This window comes from Winogradskyella haliclonae (assembly GCF_014635865.1).
GTDB classification, from domain to species: domain Bacteria; phylum Bacteroidota; class Bacteroidia; order Flavobacteriales; family Flavobacteriaceae; genus Winogradskyella; species Winogradskyella haliclonae.
The window spans coordinates 925,409-942,937 of record NZ_BMDQ01000001.1 but is presented as its reverse complement, the minus strand read 5'-3'; the positions used below and the strand labels follow the sequence as shown (position 1 = coordinate 942,937).

Here is a 17,529-nt window from a genome sequence, read left to right as displayed (position 1 = left end):
ATTAGTTTACTATAATTTCGTCAATAAATGTCCATGCTTTATTACCAGAGCCTTGTTTACCTTCTGGAATTGTACCATAGTTTGGGACTCCAATTTTTATATATCTAACTTTAAAATCTATATAAGTTCTTTGTTCATCTAAGAATTCTTTCTTGAATATTTTTATTGAAGGATTTTTACTCCAAGTATGCAAAATTATTTCAGGTTCTAAAGGTTGAAATTCAATTTCCCCTTTTTCATGTTCTTCTTCAGTTGAAATCTTTATCATATCTGGTGCATATATCCATTGTCCATTACCATTGTAAAAGCGTGTTTCAATAGAATTTATTTCTTTCTCTTCACCTAAATCAATAGTAATCTCAATATCCTCGCCCCAAAAGCCCAACCATTCTTTATCACCATAACGCGAGTCACTTCCGCTAACACCATTAATTAAACCTTCTGCGCCACTACCAGAATAAGCTTTGTGTGGTTCTTTATTTATTATGATTTTTGCACCAACAGCTTTATGATAATTGATGTTTTGCGTAAAGGTTTTTCCCAATTGCTTTTCAGAATTAAATACAGCAGCCTTAATAATTAAGCTTTCTGAAATTGAAATTTGAGATGTATAAATTTCTGAGTTTAATCTTGGTTCACTTCCATCAATAGTATAGCGTATGTCTTTTCCATCGGTTAAGGTTTCAAGTTTATAAAATGAGTTTCCATTATCCGAAATCATTTCACCTTGAATCTCATACAAATGATTTGCATAGTTAATATCTAAAACCTCTAAGCGCTTATGAAAATTTTCTAATCGTGATACAAAATCTTTATAGTTTTTATTTTTTGAAGTAGACCAAACGACTTCACTCATAGCCAGCATTCTTGGAAAAGCCATATATTCTACTTGTTCCTCTGTGGGCATATATTCTGTCCAAACATTGCCTTGAGCTCCCATAACATATTTTGACTCTTTAGCATTTAATTCTTCAGGAATTGGATTAAAACCATACACCTTTTCTAAAGGTAAATAACCGCCTATTGCCGTTGGCTCATCTTCATTATCGGATTGGTAATAATCAAAATAACAATGTGATGTTGGCGTCATGACCACATTATGGCCTGACTTTGCAGCCTCAACTGCACCATTTGTACCTCGCCAAGACATTACCGTAGCATTTGGCGCTAAACCACCTTCTAAAATTTCGTCCCATCCTATGATTTGCCGACCTTTTGAATTGAGGTATTTTTCCATTCTAGTAATAAAATAATTCTGAAGCTCGTGCTCATCCTTCAAACCTTCAGCTTTTATAAGCTCTTGACAATACGAAGATGACTTCCATTGTGTTTTTGGAGCTTCATCACCACCAATATGGATGTACGTACTTGGAAATAATTCTAGAACCTCATCCAATACATCTTCCAAAAACTTGAATGTTTCTTCTTTTGGGCAAAAAATGTGTTCAAAAACACCCCATTTTGTAGCAACTCTAACCTCTTCACCAGTACAACCAAGCTCAGGATAAGCTGCAATAACAGCTTGAGAGTGACCAGGCATTTCAATCTCAGGAATTACTGTTATCATTCGCTCTGAAGCATAGGCCACAATATCTTTTATCTGGGCTTTAGTGTAAAATCCTCCATAGCGTTTCCCATCAAATTGGTGTGGTTGATCATTATAGTGACCTATCAGGGTCTCGTTTCTGTAGGATGCTATTTCGTTGAGCTTTGGATATTTTTCTATTTCAACTCGCCAACCCTGATCATCGGTTAAGTGCCAATGAAACGTATTCATTTTAAGCATTGCCATTGCATCAATATACTTTTTTATAAAATCTACTGAATACATATGGCGTGACACATCGAGATGCATTCCACGGTACGGGAACTGAGGTTGATCTGTAATCTCAAGAGCTCTTATGTATAATCCATCTGACTTAAAGTTTTTTGAAATAAATTCCGGTGGCAAAAGCTGAATTATACTTTGAATGGCGTAAAAAGCTCCTTTTGCAGAGCTTGCTCTTACAGTAACTTCTTGGGGTGTTATTTTTAACTTATACATTTCAGAATTTGAAATCGAAGCGTCAAAGACAAACTTTATTGTATTTGATTTTCCTGTATTTAATCCAAAAACTGATTCCGAAATACTTTTCCAATACCTAATTGCAGGTTTTAGCTCTGTATCGAAAATAAGATGTGTGTCTGAACTTAAAAGGAATTTCCCTTGTGTAATCTCTTGACTTTGGGGCTTCGGAATAATTTGAGGAGTTATAATTTGAAAATCCTCTTTTTTGCAATTAAAAAAAGTAAAAAGTAAAAATAAAATAAGTGCGTTTTTCTTGAAATGCATTTTAGTATCTTAGGTGCTTTAAAATTAGTAATCTTTTAATGAATCCTAAATTTATTTCAGCTGTCATTGGCGTTCTTTTACTTTTTGGATGCCAAAACGAGAATTCAGATACGCCAGCAAAAAAAGACAAAGCTCTAATTAGTTACGTAAACACTTTTATCGGCACTGGTGGTCATGGCCATACTTATCCTGGTGCAACGCTTCCTTACGGCATGATGCAATTGAGTCCTGACACTCGCCTAGAAGGCTGGGATGGTTGCTCTGGTTATCATTACACAGATGAGTACATCTACGGCTTTTCACATACACATTTAAGTGGCACAGGAATTAGTGATTATGGTGATATCCTTTTAATACCAACTAATTCCATCCAGTTTAATAATGGTGCTGATGGAAAAGCAGGTTATCGCGCACATTTCTCTCATGACAATGAGGCTGCTGAACCTGGATATTATAAAGTGCATTTAGACTCTACAAACATCGATGTTGAACTTACAGTCTCAAACCGAAGTGGTATCCATAAATATCAGTTTCCATCTGCAGAAAATCAATATATGGTTTTAGATTTAGCACATCGCGATAAATTGTTAGACTATAAAATTGAGAAAATCGACGATAAAACCATTCAGGGTTTACGTCACTCAGAAGCATGGGCAAAAGACCAGCGCCTTTTTTATTATATGACGTTCTCGCATCCGATGGAACGGATTGTTTATGATGATAACGAGGGCAATCCTATGACCAAAAATTACAAGTTTAGTAGTCAAAAAGCTGTCATTAAATTCAATAATCCAAACAACGAAACTGTTTACATTAAAGTTGGAATTTCCGCAGTAGATATTAAAGGTGCAAAACAAAATATGATTGGAGAAATAGGTGATAAAGATTTTGAAACCGTTAAAAAAATAGGCCAAGAGTATTGGGAGTCTCAACTTGAAAAAATTGTTATCGAAACCGATGATATAGACAATAAAACCAACTTTTATTCGGCCTTATACCACACTATGCTTGCACCACAGCGCTATCAGGATATTGATGGACGCTACCGTGGCATGGATTTAAAAATTCATGAGGCAGATTTCGATTATTATTCGGTATTCTCACTTTGGGATACTTATCGTGCAGCACATCCACTTTATACAATTATAGAACAAGACCGAACCAACCACTTTATCAATACGTTTTTGGCTAAATATGACGAAGGTGGGATTATGCCTATGTGGGATTTAGCTGCTAATTATACCGATTGTATGATTGGTTATCATGCCGTACCAGTTATTGCTGATGCTTATTTAAAAGGCATTCGTGGTTACGATACTGAAAAAGCTTTTGCAGCTATGAAGCATTCAGCTACTCGAGATAAATTTGGTTTAGAAGCCTACAAAAGCTACGGATTCATTCCTGTAGATGAAGAAAGTGAGTCTGTTTCTAAAACCTTAGAGTATGCTTATGATGATTGGACCATTGCACAAATGGCAAAAGACATGGGTAAGACTGAAGATTATAAAACTTACATTCAGCGTGCACAGTATTATAAAAATGTGTTTGACCCAGAATCCAAATTTATGCGTGGGCGTTTTAGAAACACATGGTTTGCGCCTTTTGATCCATACGAAGTCAATTTTAACTACACCGAAGCCAACTCTTGGCAATACAGTTTTTATGTCCCACATGACGTTTCTGGATTTATTAGTCTACTGGGTGGAAAGGATAAACTTGAAAATCAACTGGACGAATTATTCACTGCAAAAACTGAAACCTCTGGACGCAATCAATCTGATATTACTGGTCTAATTGGGCAATATGCACATGGTAATGAGCCAAGTCATCACATGGCATATCTGTACAATTTTGTAAATAAACCTCATAAAACTCAAGAGCGTGTGCATGAAATTTTAACTGAGCTTTACAACAATGACCCAGATGGTGTTTCTGGTAATGAAGACTGCGGCCAAATGAGTGCTTGGTATGTGCTAAGTTCTATGGGCTTTTATTCGGTGACTCCTGGAAGTAATGAATATGTCATTGGGACACCGTTATTTGATAAAGCAACTATTAATCTAGAAAATGGAAAACAATTCAATATAGCTGCAAATAATCTCAGTAACGAAAATATATATGTTCAAAGTGTAACGTTAAATGGAAAAACACTAGAGGAAACTTTCATTAAGCATTTGGATATTGTTGAAGGTGGGACTCTAGAGTTTACAATGACAGATAAACCTTCGACTTGGGGAACTGATGAAGGCAATGAACCTAAAACTGAAATTAAAGACCATATTATTCTGCCTTCGCCATATATCGAAAAAGGTGACATTACCTTTAGAGGTAAAACCGAAGTGGTTTTAAATACTTCTGAAAAAGACGCAAAAATCTTTTATGCTTTGGATGATGAAGCATTTCAAGTTTATTCGACACCATTCAAATTAACAACTGATACTAAGGTAAAATTGTATTCTGAAAAAGGCGATTTAAAAAGTCCTGTTTTAGAAACACCTTTTTATAAAATTGACCCAAATTTAAGTATCAAATTAGACTCTAAGTTTGCCAATCAGTATTCAGCAGGTGGAAATGACGCCTTAATTGATGGTATAAGAAGTACCAAAAATTACAGAACAGGTAGTTGGCAAGGGTATCATAATCAAGATTTAGTGGCCACAGTTGATTTAGGTTCAGTAAAATGGATTCAGTCTATAACCACTAACTTTTTACGTGATCAAGGTGCTTGGATCTTTCATCCATCAGAAGTAGAATATTTGATAAGTGAAGATGGTATATCATTTCAATCAGTTGGGAAAACAAAACTTAACACTACTGAAAAAAACTATAATATAGCTATTGAAACTATAGCATTAGAATTAAAAGGTAAAAATGCTAGATATGTTAAAGTCATCGCTAAAAAATTAGGGAATTTACCTGAATGGCATATCGGACATCCTATGAATGGGAAAAGCTGGATTTTTGTAGACGAGATATCAGTGAAGTAAAGAACTAACTAACAATTAAAATAAATTATGAGTAACCAACAAACTAACAAATCGGCATTAACGACTTTAGTGACCGTATTCTTTTTCTGGGGCTTTATTGCTGCTTCAAATGGTGTGTTTATTCCATTTTGTAAAACCTATTTTAATATAGACCAATTTCAATCACAATTGGTAGATTTTGCATTTTATGGTGCTTATTATATTGGTGCTTTATTATTGTTTATTGTTTCCAGTGGTATTAAAAAAGACATTGTCAATACATGGGGTTACAAAAAAGCGATAGTTATTGGATTATTGTTATCCGCTGTTGGCGCTTTTATTATGTACCCAGCAACTGCTGGAGCAGAACAAGGACAAACTGGTGTATTCTATTTTGTGTTAATCGCCTTATTTATTGTTGGCTTAGGATTTTCTTTGCAACAAACTGGTGCCAACCCTTTTGCTATCGCGCTTGGCGACCCAAAAACAGGCTCGCATCGTTTAAATTTAGCTGGTGGAATAAATTCCTTCGGAACAACAATAGGACCAGTAGTAGTGAGTCTAGTTATTTTTGGAGCTGCTAGTTGGACTACAGAAGAGCTTGCCACAAAAATTGAAACCAATGAAATTACACTTATAACTGTACAAGGACTTTACATGGGTGTTGGGTTATTATTTTTATTAGCTGCTGCATTATTTCATTTTTCAAAGAAATTACCAGCTTTAAAATCTGATACACCATTTGAAGCTGCCAATAAAGCTAGAAATCTACTAATCATCCTAACACTTATCATTGTCGGCTGCTTTGGTTACATTTTTAGCACATATTCTGGCACTGAAATAGCTTCTGAAGATGTAGAACAAACCCGATTGATTGTTCTTTTTATAGCATTATTTGCTGTTGTTGCTGCTGTATTTATAGCAAATACAAGTGCTAGTAAAAATGAAAAAGGCTGGGGCGCTATGAAGTATCCTCAATTGGTTCTGGGAATGTTGGCCATCTTTACATATGTTGGTGTTGAGGTAACTATAGGAAGTAATTTAGGAGAACTTTTAAAACAAGGCTCTGGAGAATCTGGTCTTAATGCACTTGGTCTTTCGATATTAAATGATTCTGAAATTGGAAAATACATATCCTTGTATTGGGGAGGCTTGATGATTGGACGCTGGGTTGGTGCTATCACTGTTTTTAATCCAAGTAAAGGTTTGAAAAAAGTATTGCTGATTCTCGTTCCATATATTGCATTTGGTGTAATCCTGTTTGTTAATGCCGTAGCCAATTCATTTGAATTGAATTTTACGACTAATGAAATTTTATTCTTTGGAATTTGTATTGCCGTACAAATATTTGGATTCTTTTTAGCTAAAGACAAACCAGTTGCTACATTAAAGATTTTTAGTCTTTTAGGCATATTAGGAATGCTTATTGGTTTATTCACCTCTGGAAATGTTGCGCTATTTGCATTTTTATCTGGAGGTCTATTCTGCTCAATCATGTGGCCATGTATTTTTACATTGAGTATTGCTGGTTTAGGAAAGTACACCTCCCAAGGCTCAGCTTTTTTAATCATGATGATTTTAGGTGGTGCTATTATTCCACCAGTACAAGGAAAATTAGCTGATGTGTTTAGCATACAATCGTCTTATTGGATAGCTGTACTTTGCTTTGGATATCTGTTGTTCTATGCATTTAGAACAAAAACTGTTTTGGACAAACAAGGTGTAGACTATTAATTAATTCAACGGAATACATGAAACGTAGAAAATTTTTAAAAAATGCTTCATTAACTGGAGTTGGGTTAGCCGTAGGTTCTGCAATAACATCTTGTGATAATAAGGTTGAAGGCCAAAAAATTCCTGTTAAAGAAAACGCTGAGTCTAAAGCTGTACTACCAGTTGTGGTAGCAACTTGGCATGTAGAAGAAGCAACAGCTAAAGCTATGGATGTTTTGCAATCGGGTGGTTCTTCGTTAGATTCAGTAGAGCTTGGTTGTAAAGTAGAAGAAGCTAACGAAAAAGGCCAATCCGTTGGCAAAGGTGGTTTACCTGACCGTGAGGGCAATGTCACTCTAGATGCCTGTATCATGGATCAAAATGGTAATTGTGGTGCAGTAGTCTATTTAAAAGATATTAAACATGCTGTATCTGTAGCCAGAAAAGTAATGGAAGACACACCTCATGTAATGCTTGCTGGAGAAGGCGCCAAACAATTTGCCCTTGAAAGTGGTTTTGAAGCTGAAGATTTACTCACTGAAGCTTCTAAAGAAGCTTGGAAAAAATGGAAAGTGGAAGCCAAATACAAGCCCATTATCAATATTGAAAATCATGACACTATCGGCATGCTAGCCGTGGATAAAAACGGGAATGTCTCTGGTGCTTGTACCACAAGTGGTTTGGCTTATAAAATGAATGGACGTGTAGGCGATTCTCCAATTATAGGCTCTGGGTTATTTATTGATAATGAGGTTGGCGGTGCTACTGCTACTGGACTTGGTGAGGAAGTTGTTAAAACTATTGGTAGTTTTTTGATTGTTGAACTCATGCGTCAAGGCAGATCTCCTCAAGAAGCCTGCGAAGAAGCCATTGGACGTATAGTCAATAAACCGGGAAAAGATTATAAAGATTTTCAGGTAGGTTACATTGCTGTGAATAAAAAAGGTGAAACTGGCTGTTACTCTATCCATCAATATTTTAGTATGACTAAGTTTCAAGATGGTGAGAATAAACAGATACAGTCAGACTTTTATAATAAAGTCTAAAACCACTTTACTGTAAATCTGGCTAACTTTTCTTTGTAATTAGTATACGGTGGAAATAATAACTCTGCAATACCGTAAGTTTGTTGCTCCACAACAGCACGTTCATTACTAAAAGCTTTAAAACCATAATACCCGTGAGATTTTCCTATGCCACTATTATTAATGCCGCCAAACGGTAAATTATGGTTAGCATAATGAATCACGTTATTATTAATACATGTGCCTCCTGCTCGTGTATTATTTAAAATTGCCCTTATGTTTTTCTTACTTTTACTGTAGGCATACAATGCTAGTGGACGTTCCTTATCATTAATATAAGCAATAGCCTCTTCAAGAGTTTTGTATGTTACAATTGGTAGAATTGGCCCAAATATTTCGTCTTGTAAAAGTGTCGCATCCTCTTTTAAGTCTGAAACTAAAGTTGGCGAAATATATTTTGAAGCTTCATCTGCTTCAGAACTAGAATAGATGGTAGCGCTGTTTGATTTTGCATCCTCTAAATGCGCCATAAGACGTTTATAATGCTTAGGGGTTACTATTCGTCCATACGAGTCTGAAGTTTCAACATTATCGCCATAAAACGTTTTTAGCCATGCTTTACATTCATTTATAAATTTATCTTTGATTTGTTCATCTACTATTGCATAATCTGGCGAAACGCATATCTGACCACAGTTCATAAACTTGCCCCACATGATCTTTTTAGCAGCAGTTTTTAAGTTGGCTGTTTTGTCAACTAGTGTTGGCGATTTTCCGCCTAACTCAAGAGTTACAGATGCTAAATGCTCTGCAGCGGCTTTCATTATTATCTTACCTACCATTGGCGAACCCGTAAAAAAGATATGGTTAAAAGGCAGTTTTAATAAATCTGTAGAGGTTTGCACTTCGCCTTCAACCAAAGCCACTTCATCTTCATGAAAAACAGTAGTTACAATTTTCTTCATCAACGCAGAAGAATGAGGCGTCATTTCCGATGGTTTAACAATAGCTGTATTTCCGGCAGCTATAGCAGACACTAAAGGTCCAAAGGTAAGGTTGAAAGGGAAATTCCAAGGCGATATAATTAAGCATACACCTTTTGCTTCGTACTTTATGTACGATTTAGAACCCAACATAGATAATGGTGTCCTTACCTTTTTGTTACGCATCCACTGGTGCAAATAAGTTTTTGCATGCTTAATCTCTCCTACAATTTGATAAATCTCTGTCATCTCTGACTCAAGCTCTGGTTTTGCTAAATCTTTTTTCAACGCTTCTTTAATCTCGTCTCTAAAGGTCACTTCTATAGCTCGTTGAAGTGCATTTAATTTTGTAATACGCTGATTATAAGCGCTATTAGCTACATTAAATTGATTGCTTTTTTGCTTTTGAAATAAATTATAGTATGGATTACCGGTCTTTTCTATCATTATATCGTATTGATTTTAAAGGGCTACATAACGAAATTGTGCATTTCGTCGATGTTTTCAACAAATGCATTCCGTTTGTCTAAAAGTATACTGGATTGGTCTAAAAAATTGTAAGGTATACTCTTTTGTGTCGTTAATTTGCCTTGTTGTTAAAAATAAGAACAATAAAACAAATGAAAAACTTAATTCTAATATTAGCATTCTTAACACTACCACTGGTAGGGTTTGCACAGACTGAAAAGCCTGTATCTGCTGATGCAACAGAATTAGTAGTTTTAAAAAAGGTTGAAGAGGTTGCTCCTAGAAAAGCAAGAGCGTCTCGTAATGCCAAGCACCTTAAAGTTAATTACAAGAAAAGTAACGATATTATAAGTATTAAAGCTTACCGCAAGAGTCTTAAAGACAAAGTGCGTAGAAAAAAGTTGTGCTAGACGCAATAATTTAGTTTTAAATCATAAAATCCTTTTGTCGTAAGATGAAAGGATTTTTTAAATACAAAAAAGCCCTTCCAAATCTGGAAGGGCTTTTTACTAATAGATATTATTTGATTTTGTTACCATTTTTATCGAAAAAATGATATTCAAGATAAGTGTAAGCATCTCTAGGTAAAATCTTTACCCATTTTTTGTGTTCAAAAAACCACTTTGAACGTACTGATGGAAACCCTTTGGTTAAAAAGGCCGCTATAAAAGGATGTGCATGTAATGATACCTTTTTATAGTCTTTTTTGTAAATCCTTTCTAAGTCTTGACTCATGCGTTCAACAACTTTAATTGGCGCTTCGATTTCATCGCCACCAATGCTATTAGGATTGACTTCTTTAGTTTTTATATTACGCTCTGGCCTAACGCGTTGTCTGGTGATTTGCACTAATCCAAACTTACTCGGCGGTAATATTTTGTGTTTTGCTTTATCATCTTTCATTTCGTCACGAAGATGATTGTAGAGTGCTTTGCGGTTTTCTGCTTTGCCCATGTCTATAAAATCGACAACAATAATGCCGCCCATATCACGTAAACGTAATTGTCTGGCGACCTCGGACGCAGATATTAAATTAACCTCTAAAGCAGTGTCTTCTTGGTTTTTCTCTTTATTAGAGCGATTACCACTGTTAACATCTACAACATGAAGGGCTTCGGTATGTTCTATCACCAAATAAGCACCTTTTGCCATGCTAACGGTACGTCCAAATGATGTTTTTATTTGACGCTCGATACCAAATTTTTCGAAAATTGGCATCCCATTCTTATAGTGTTTTACAATGTTTTCCTTTTTTGGTGCAATTTGTTGCACATAATCTTTTACTTGTCCATACAAAATCTCATCATTAACATGAATACCTGAGAACGAATCGTTAAAAATATCTCTCAAAATTGAGGATGCTTTGTTCATTTCTCCTAATACTTTCGTCGGGTGATGTGCTTTGTATAATTTTTTACACATTGCTGTCCATCGGTTCAGCAAGTTTTGTAAATCACTATCTATTTCTGCCACTTTTTTACCTTCGGCAACGGTACGTATAATGACGCCAAATCCTTTAGGTGTTATACTTTTTACCAAACGTTTAAGTCGGTCTTTTTCTTCTTGCGATTCTATTTTCTGAGAAACAGAAATACGATTAGAAAAAGGGACTAAAACAATATAACGACCAGCAATAGATAATTCTGAACTAATGCGCGGTCCTTTGGTAGAAATTGGCTCTTTTACTACTTGTACTAATAGTGATTGGTTAGACTTAATAGCTTCTGCAATTTTGCCATTTTTGTCTAAGTCTTTTTCAAAAGGAAAGTTTTTGAGTGTGTAATCTCTTAATTTCCCTGTGCTTACACGTTTAATGAATTTTAAAAGAGAAGGTAATTGCGGACCCAAATCATGATAATGCAAAAATGCATCTTTCTCATAACCTACGTTTACAAACGCAGCATTAAGTCCAGGAACGACTTTACGTATTTTGGCAATAAAAATATCACCAACTGCAAAGTTGTTATCCTCTTCATCTTTGTGCAATTCAATAAGTTTTCCATCTTTTAATAAGGCAAAATCAACAATATCTGAACTCGATCTTACGATTAATTCCTTGTTCATAATGTTAATTTATATCCATCTCTTAATTGAGACAGATGGATTTTACTTAATTTTTTGACACAGGATGTATTATCCAGCAAATCTATGGTGCAATCTATTAAATACAGCCGTAGATTTTATATCAAAGAACGTTTTCTTAAAACCGAAAAAAGTAGTTGTCTAACTACTTTTCCGATTTATTTTTTCTTGTGACGATTAGCGCGTCTACGTTTCTTACGCTTATGCGTCGCTACCTTGTGTCTTTTTCTTTTTTTACCACTTGGCATAAATAATTCGTTTTTAAATTAATATTTTACTTAGTATGTTTAGTTCACTTCTACTTTTGCTTTTACACCTTCTAAAAAGATTTTAGCTGGCTTAAATGCTGGTATGTTGTGAGCTGGTATTTTTATAGTTGTATTCTTAGAGATATTACGTCCTGTTTTTTCTGCTCTAGTTTTGATTATAAAACTTCCAAAACCTCTTAAATAAACATTATCTCCACTCTCTAAAGATGTTTTTACCTCGTCCATAAAAGATTCAACTGTAGCCTGTACATCACCTTTTTCTATTCCTAATTTATCAGAAATTTTAGCTACTAAATCTGCTTTTGTCATTTTGTTTAATTTATTTGTGTTACTATTATTTTAAGGGGTAGCAAATATATGTAATTTAAATTCAATATTTCAAACGTAATTCATTAAAATTTAAGCGGATATAGTTTTATGTTTGCAATGTTCTACACTTTAAATAAATGAATTTTTCAAAAAACGTAATCAACTGGTATTCAGATAATAAAAGAGATTTACCTTGGAGACACACTATAAAGCCATATTACATATGGCTTTCTGAAATCATTTTACAACAGACACAAGTTAAACAAGGCTTACCCTATTATGAATCTTTTGTAAAAGCATTTCCTACAGTTTTTGATCTTGCAGAAAGTGAAGAACAAAACGTTTTAAAATTATGGCAAGGTTTAGGTTACTACTCTAGAGCCAGAAACTTGCATTATACTGCTAAATATATCGTTAAGGAATTAGACGGTATATTTCCTAACACATACAAAGAAATTATAAAACTAAAAGGCATTGGCGATTACACAGCTAGTGCCATTGCATCCATTGCTTTTGGGGAAGTTGCAGCTGTTGTAGACGGTAATGTTTACAGAGTATTGTCTCGCTTTTATGGTATCGATACACCTATAAACACTACAAAAGGTATTAAAGAATTTAAAGCATTAGCAACCGAGTTAATTGACCAAAAACAACCTGCACTTTTTAATCAGGCCATAATGGAATTTGGTGCACAACAATGTAAACCAAAAAATCCTTATTGCATTCTTTGTCCGCTTCAATCTGGTTGCGTGGCGTTTCAAAAAAATAAGATTTCAGAATTACCTGTTAAGCTAAAAAAGCTAAAAGTTAAAAAGCGGTATTTTAATTATCTCGTCATTATTGACAGTGATAGAAATACCATTATTGAGAAACGTATTCAAAAAGGGATTTGGCAGAACCTTTATCAATTTCCACTTATTGAAACTGAGAAAAGTATTACCATTTCAGAATTTAAATTATTAGCTTCAGAAAATGAATTTCTGAAACATTTGAATTTTGAATTTAATCTGTTTAATGAGACAGATATCGTACATAAATTATCTCATCAACACTTGTATACCAAATTCTGGATTATTGAAGTGAATAGCTTACCTAGAAAAGGAATATCGCCTAATTCTATCAAAGACTATCCTGTTCCAGCTTTAATTAACGAGTTTTTATCCAAATTTAAATTTTAAAAAATCTCTATACTTATTTTTAGTATTTTTAAGTACAGAATAGAAAAAGTGTAATTTTGCACTCCTTTTTAAACTTAAACATAGATTATGTCTGGAACACTAAATAAAGTCATGCTAATTGGACACTTAGGAGATGAAGTAAAGATGCATTATTTTGATGACAAAAATTGTGTGGGTCGTTTTCCTTTGGCTACCAATGAAACGTATACCAACAAGCAAACAAATGAGCGTGTTTCTAATACAGAATGGCATAATATTGTTGTACGTAACAAAGCCGCTGAAATTTGTGAAAAGTATTTAAGTAAAGGAGACAAGGTCTACATAGAAGGTCGTATTAAAACCCGTAAATGGACTGATGACAAAGGTATGGAACGCTACTCTACAGAAATTCAGTGTAATGATTTTACGTTTTTAACCAATAAGAACGAACAGCAACAAAATGCTACACCACAGAACTCCGCACATACATCTGAACCTGCGAAATCAGCTAGTGATGTTTCGTTAACTGATGATAATGATGATTTACCATTTTAATTTTTTTTAAAAAATCCTTTTGCTTTGGACCCTGAACCCAGTAGTTTTCTAATCACCTTAATTACTATAAACACCTCTTTCTTAGTAAGTTTTATAGCTCTCGCTGTATTATTATTTTGTTCTGCATTAATCTCTGGAGTTGAAGTTGCTTTATTTTCTTTAACAAAATCTGATATAGACACTGCTAGTGCCGAACACACAAAAAGTATTAGCATTATTACATCACTTCTAGAAAAGCCAAAAAAACTTTTAGCTACCATATTAGTTGCTAATAACTTTATAAATATTGCCATTGTTATTTTGTTTGCTTACATAGGTGAATTTCTCTTTTCTTCAATTGAAAGCTCAATCCTAAGATTTTTACTAGAAGTTGTTTCTGCAACATTTTTAATTCTCTTATTCGGAGAAATCATCCCAAAAATATACGCCAGCAGAAATAGTATTAAATTTTCTGTAGCTATGGCCAGACCTCTGAAGATTCTAGATATTATATTTTCTCCTGTAAGTATGCCTTTGCGTTTTATAACTATCCAAATACAAAACAAGTTAGGTAAGCAAAAATCTAATATTAGTGTAGATCAACTTTCACAGGCTTTAGAGTTAACTGATGATAATGACACAACTAAGGAAGAACAGCAAATTCTACAAAGCATAGTTTCTTTTGGTAATACTGACACAAAACAGGTTATGCGCCCTCGCATGGACATTTTTGCGGTTAATATCGAAGCTGATTTTAATACCATTATTCCAGAAATAATTGTTAATGGCTATTCTCGTATTCCTGTATATGAAGAAAGCATTGATAAGGTCATTGGTATTTTGTATGTTAAAGATTTATTACCTCACCTTAACAAGACGTCTTTTGATTGGACTAGTATTTTAAGAGAACCTTTTTTTGTGCCTGAAAACAAAAAGCTTGATGATTTAATGCAAGAGTTTCAAACCAAAAAAGTGCATTTAGCGGTTGTAGTAGATGAATATGGTGGTACATCTGGAGTCGTTTCATTAGAAGATATTATTGAAGAAATTGTAGGAGACATTAGTGACGAGTATGATGTAGACGACCTTAACTATACAAAAATAGATGATAAAAATTACTGCTTCGATGGTAAAACTCAGCTGAAAGATATTTACAAAATTTTAGAACTTGAAGACACCTCTCTTTTTGAAGACAAAAAAGGAGAAGCTGAAACTATTGCTGGTTTTATTTTAGAGATATCAGGAGGATTTCCTCGTATTAATAGTAAAATAAATTTTGAAAATTACGTTTTTACTACAGAAGCAATTGAGAAAAAGCGCATAAAACAAATAAAGCTTACTATTTTAGACGCATAATTCTAATAGATATCCTTATTCATTTAGGTTTTAACAATGAAAAAAATCATAATTCCTCTTTTCGTCTTTTTTTTAGTTGGTTGTGGCAATGACCCACTACCTAAACCTAGGGCTTTTTTAAGATTAGATTATCCTACACCAATATATAACCGTATAGACATCCCAGTACCTTTTTCTTTTGAAAAAAACACACTATCAAAAGCTATTTCTAAGATAAAAACTGAAAATAAGGGTACTTCATATAGTGTAGATCTTGAATACCCTAAATTGAAAGGCACCATATACCTCACTTATAAAAAAGTTACTGATACCAATTTGAAGAGCTTATTAAGAGACGCTCAAAACTTGACTCAGAAACATACTCAAAAAGCTGATGAAATACAAAGTGAGTTTTTTGAATACCCAAAAAAGAATGTTTATGGTATGTTTTATGAAGTTGGTGGCAATGCCGCTTCTCAATCACAATTTTATGCTACAGACAGTACAAATCACTTTTTAAGCGGCTCTCTTTACTTTTATGCAAAACCTAATTACGATTCTATATATCCAGCTGCAATATATCTTAGAAACGATATAAAACGTGTTATGGAAAGTTTGGAGTGGAAGAATTAAATCTAAAAATATTATTAATAAAAAAAGCCCATCTTAAATGATGAGCTTTTTTTAGTTTATTAGGTAATTCGTTTATCTATTGATAAACCCATTCACCTCCAGTTTTTATAACTGCAAACTCTTCTATTGCATTACCTGGTGCCCAAGTTTCAGCAATTACGACATACTTTTGTCCTTCTTCTGCACTTGGATTTAAATTATCTAAAATTACACCTACAGCAGTTAACATCATTTCATCTGTCCAGCTATCACTGCTTCCTGTTCTTTTAAAGTTGCCAAAACTATCTAAGTTATCTACAGCATCTCCAAAGCCCATAACACCTGTAAGTTCAGAAACCACTAATTCGTAATCTGACGTTACCAGTTCGTATCTAATCGTGTTGTCTGGTACCCAAACACCATCATTAAATCCAAATTGTAAAGATGCTTGAAATGGTAACCACTCTCCGTTAGTAAATGTATAGAAATCTCCTCTTCTAGAAACACCTCCTGAGAAGTATTTGTAGATTACAAATAATTGATCACCTTCTTGAGCAAATGGATACGTTAATCCTAAGAATTGTGGTACATAATTTTCTGGTAAAACCGAATCACTAAAGTTGTTAAAACGACCTGGTTGTCCTGACTCTTCGCCCATAGAATCGTAATCCGCATCACTTAAATAGTAAACACCTTCTGCTTCTTCCCAAGAACCTCCGTCGAATACAAAGTACTCTCCTTTTCCATTAGTATCTCCAGACACTCCAATTGCTTTTGTAGCAAAAGACTGAACTCTCCAACGCGCAGAATTAGAATCCGTAGCTGTATATCTAAACGCAACATAAACTTCCTCACCATCGTATGCAGAAAAATCTAAATCAGGAGAAGTTGTTAATGAACTATATGCGTTTTTATCAAAACTTAAAGCAGTCCAATCCATAGCATCAATACCTCCACCTGGAGTATATGTAGTAGACACCATGATGTCTATTGAAGTAGGATCTGCACCAAAGAAATCAATCTCTTGAGTAATCTCGAAAAGGACACCTGTCTGACCTGTTAAATCAATTAAAGGAGAAACCATCCACTCTTCCATTGCATTTGAAGATCCATTGAAGGCAGAACCAGTAACATTTGAATCTGTTGCATTCCAACCTAAATCTGCTGGTCCAGAAATAGAAACTACTTCGAAATTTCCAAAATCTCCAGGGAATTCAGCTCTATATAAATCAGCAATACCTACAGTAGGCGTTTCAAAATACTGATCGTACTCGACCAATAAGAACTGTCCATCTACTGGACTCATAATTTGAGCGTCTAGGACTGCAGGAATCTCATCTGTTGCATCAATATTAGGATAAAAACCAAAAGCATCACTTCCGGTAGACGCATAATCTGCATTTGTTAGTTGATATGTATCAGAATCAGTAAAATCTGATACACCATCTATACCACTAAAAAACAAGTTATAGTTCACCAATACTGAAGAACCTTGTCCATATAAAGGATATAAATCTGCTAGAAAATCTGGCAATAAAGCTTTTGCTTCGTCTACAGATTGAAACGCTCCATCTACCATAAGCGCATCATAATCTTCTGTTACAAGTGTGTACTCAAAAGTACCAACATTTGGTGCTGCAGGAATCGCATCAATCTCTTCATTAATATCTTCTAATGGGTTACAGCTTGTAAAAGCTATAGCCACTAAAGCGAATAAATAAACTATTTTTTTCATTTCTCTTTT

13 protein-coding genes are annotated in these 17,529 nt (G+C 34.3%); 8 read left to right on the top strand and 5 right to left on the bottom strand.

The window, feature by feature from the left end; all coding sequences use genetic code 11:
* Nucleotide 1 precedes the first annotated feature (1 nt).
* A complete protein-coding gene (locus tag IEV10_RS04250) occupies nucleotides 2–2,332 on the bottom strand; it encodes a beta-N-acetylhexosaminidase (protein ID WP_188373448.1) in 2,331 nt (776 codons plus the stop codon).
* A 38-nt stretch (nucleotides 2,333–2,370) separates the two neighbouring features.
* Here IEV10_RS04250 and IEV10_RS04245 point away from each other — a divergent pair, with 38 nt between their 5' ends.
* From IEV10_RS04245 to IEV10_RS04235, 3 genes are read left to right on the top strand one after another with little or no spacing between them, the layout of a single operon-like run.
* Nucleotides 2,371–5,319 carry a GH92 family glycosyl hydrolase gene (locus IEV10_RS04245; protein WP_188373447.1) on the top strand — a complete coding sequence of 983 codons (2,949 nt, stop codon included), beginning with the start codon at nucleotides 2,371–2,373 and terminating at the stop codon, nucleotides 5,317–5,319.
* A gap of 27 nt (nucleotides 5,320–5,346) precedes the next feature.
* The gene (locus IEV10_RS04240; RefSeq protein WP_188373446.1) at nucleotides 5,347–7,032 is read left to right on the top strand and encodes an MFS transporter; all 1,686 of its coding nucleotides are present in this window, start codon (nucleotides 5,347–5,349) and stop codon (nucleotides 7,030–7,032) included.
* 17 nt (nucleotides 7,033–7,049) lie between these two features.
* Nucleotides 7,050–8,057 carry a glycosylasparaginase gene (locus tag IEV10_RS04235; protein WP_188373445.1) on the top strand — a complete coding sequence of 336 codons (1,008 nt, stop codon included), beginning with the start codon at nucleotides 7,050–7,052 and terminating at the stop codon, nucleotides 8,055–8,057.
* On the opposite strand, the gene IEV10_RS04230 is transcribed toward IEV10_RS04235, so the two are convergent.
* On the bottom strand, nucleotides 8,054–9,466 hold the full coding sequence (locus IEV10_RS04230; RefSeq protein ID WP_188373444.1) for an aldehyde dehydrogenase family protein: 1,413 nt from the start codon (nucleotides 9,464–9,466) through the stop codon (nucleotides 8,054–8,056). The two genes, IEV10_RS04235 and IEV10_RS04230, sit on opposite strands and share 4 nt — an antisense overlap.
* A gap of 173 nt (nucleotides 9,467–9,639) precedes the next feature.
* Between IEV10_RS04230 and IEV10_RS04225 the strand changes: the two genes are divergently transcribed.
* Nucleotides 9,640–9,897: a hypothetical protein gene (locus tag IEV10_RS04225; RefSeq protein WP_188373443.1), complete on the top strand. Its 258-nt coding sequence runs from the start codon at nucleotides 9,640–9,642 to the stop codon at nucleotides 9,895–9,897.
* A 109-nt stretch (nucleotides 9,898–10,006) separates the two neighbouring features.
* Here the strand turns inward: IEV10_RS04225 and IEV10_RS04220 are convergent, their stop codons facing one another.
* Nucleotides 10,007–11,551, bottom strand: coding sequence for an Rne/Rng family ribonuclease (locus IEV10_RS04220; RefSeq protein ID WP_188373442.1), 1,545 nt, complete (start codon nucleotides 11,549–11,551; stop codon nucleotides 10,007–10,009).
* A gap of 305 nt (nucleotides 11,552–11,856) precedes the next feature.
* Nucleotides 11,857–12,147 (bottom strand): HU family DNA-binding protein, encoded by a 291-nt coding sequence (locus IEV10_RS04215; protein ID WP_087492065.1) that lies wholly within the window; start codon nucleotides 12,145–12,147, stop codon nucleotides 11,857–11,859.
* A 137-nt stretch (nucleotides 12,148–12,284) separates the two neighbouring features.
* Here IEV10_RS04215 and mutY point away from each other — a divergent pair, with 137 nt between their 5' ends.
* The 4 genes from mutY to gldD all read left to right on the top strand — a co-directional run bounded on the left by mutY (nucleotide 12,285) and on the right by gldD (nucleotide 15,806).
* The gene (gene mutY, locus IEV10_RS04210; protein WP_188373441.1) at nucleotides 12,285–13,325 is read left to right on the top strand and encodes an A/G-specific adenine glycosylase; all 1,041 of its coding nucleotides are present in this window, start codon (nucleotides 12,285–12,287) and stop codon (nucleotides 13,323–13,325) included.
* Between the two features lie 87 nt (nucleotides 13,326–13,412).
* Nucleotides 13,413–13,859, top strand: a complete 447-nt coding sequence (locus IEV10_RS04205) for a single-stranded DNA-binding protein (RefSeq protein ID WP_188373440.1) — start codon at nucleotides 13,413–13,415, stop codon at nucleotides 13,857–13,859.
* A gap of 24 nt (nucleotides 13,860–13,883) precedes the next feature.
* On the top strand, nucleotides 13,884–15,194 hold the full coding sequence (locus tag IEV10_RS04200; protein ID WP_188373439.1) for a gliding motility-associated protein GldE: 1,311 nt from the start codon (nucleotides 13,884–13,886) through the stop codon (nucleotides 15,192–15,194).
* Nucleotides 15,195–15,230: 36 nt separating this feature from the next.
* Nucleotides 15,231–15,806 (top strand): gliding motility lipoprotein GldD, encoded by a 576-nt coding sequence (gldD, locus tag IEV10_RS04195; RefSeq protein ID WP_188373438.1) that lies wholly within the window; start codon nucleotides 15,231–15,233, stop codon nucleotides 15,804–15,806.
* Between the two features lie 76 nt (nucleotides 15,807–15,882).
* Here the strand turns inward: gldD and IEV10_RS04190 are convergent, their stop codons facing one another.
* Nucleotides 15,883–17,520: a choice-of-anchor J domain-containing protein gene (locus tag IEV10_RS04190; RefSeq protein WP_188373437.1), complete on the bottom strand. Its 1,638-nt coding sequence runs from the start codon at nucleotides 17,518–17,520 to the stop codon at nucleotides 15,883–15,885.
* Between the last annotated feature and the right edge of the window lie 9 nt (nucleotides 17,521–17,529).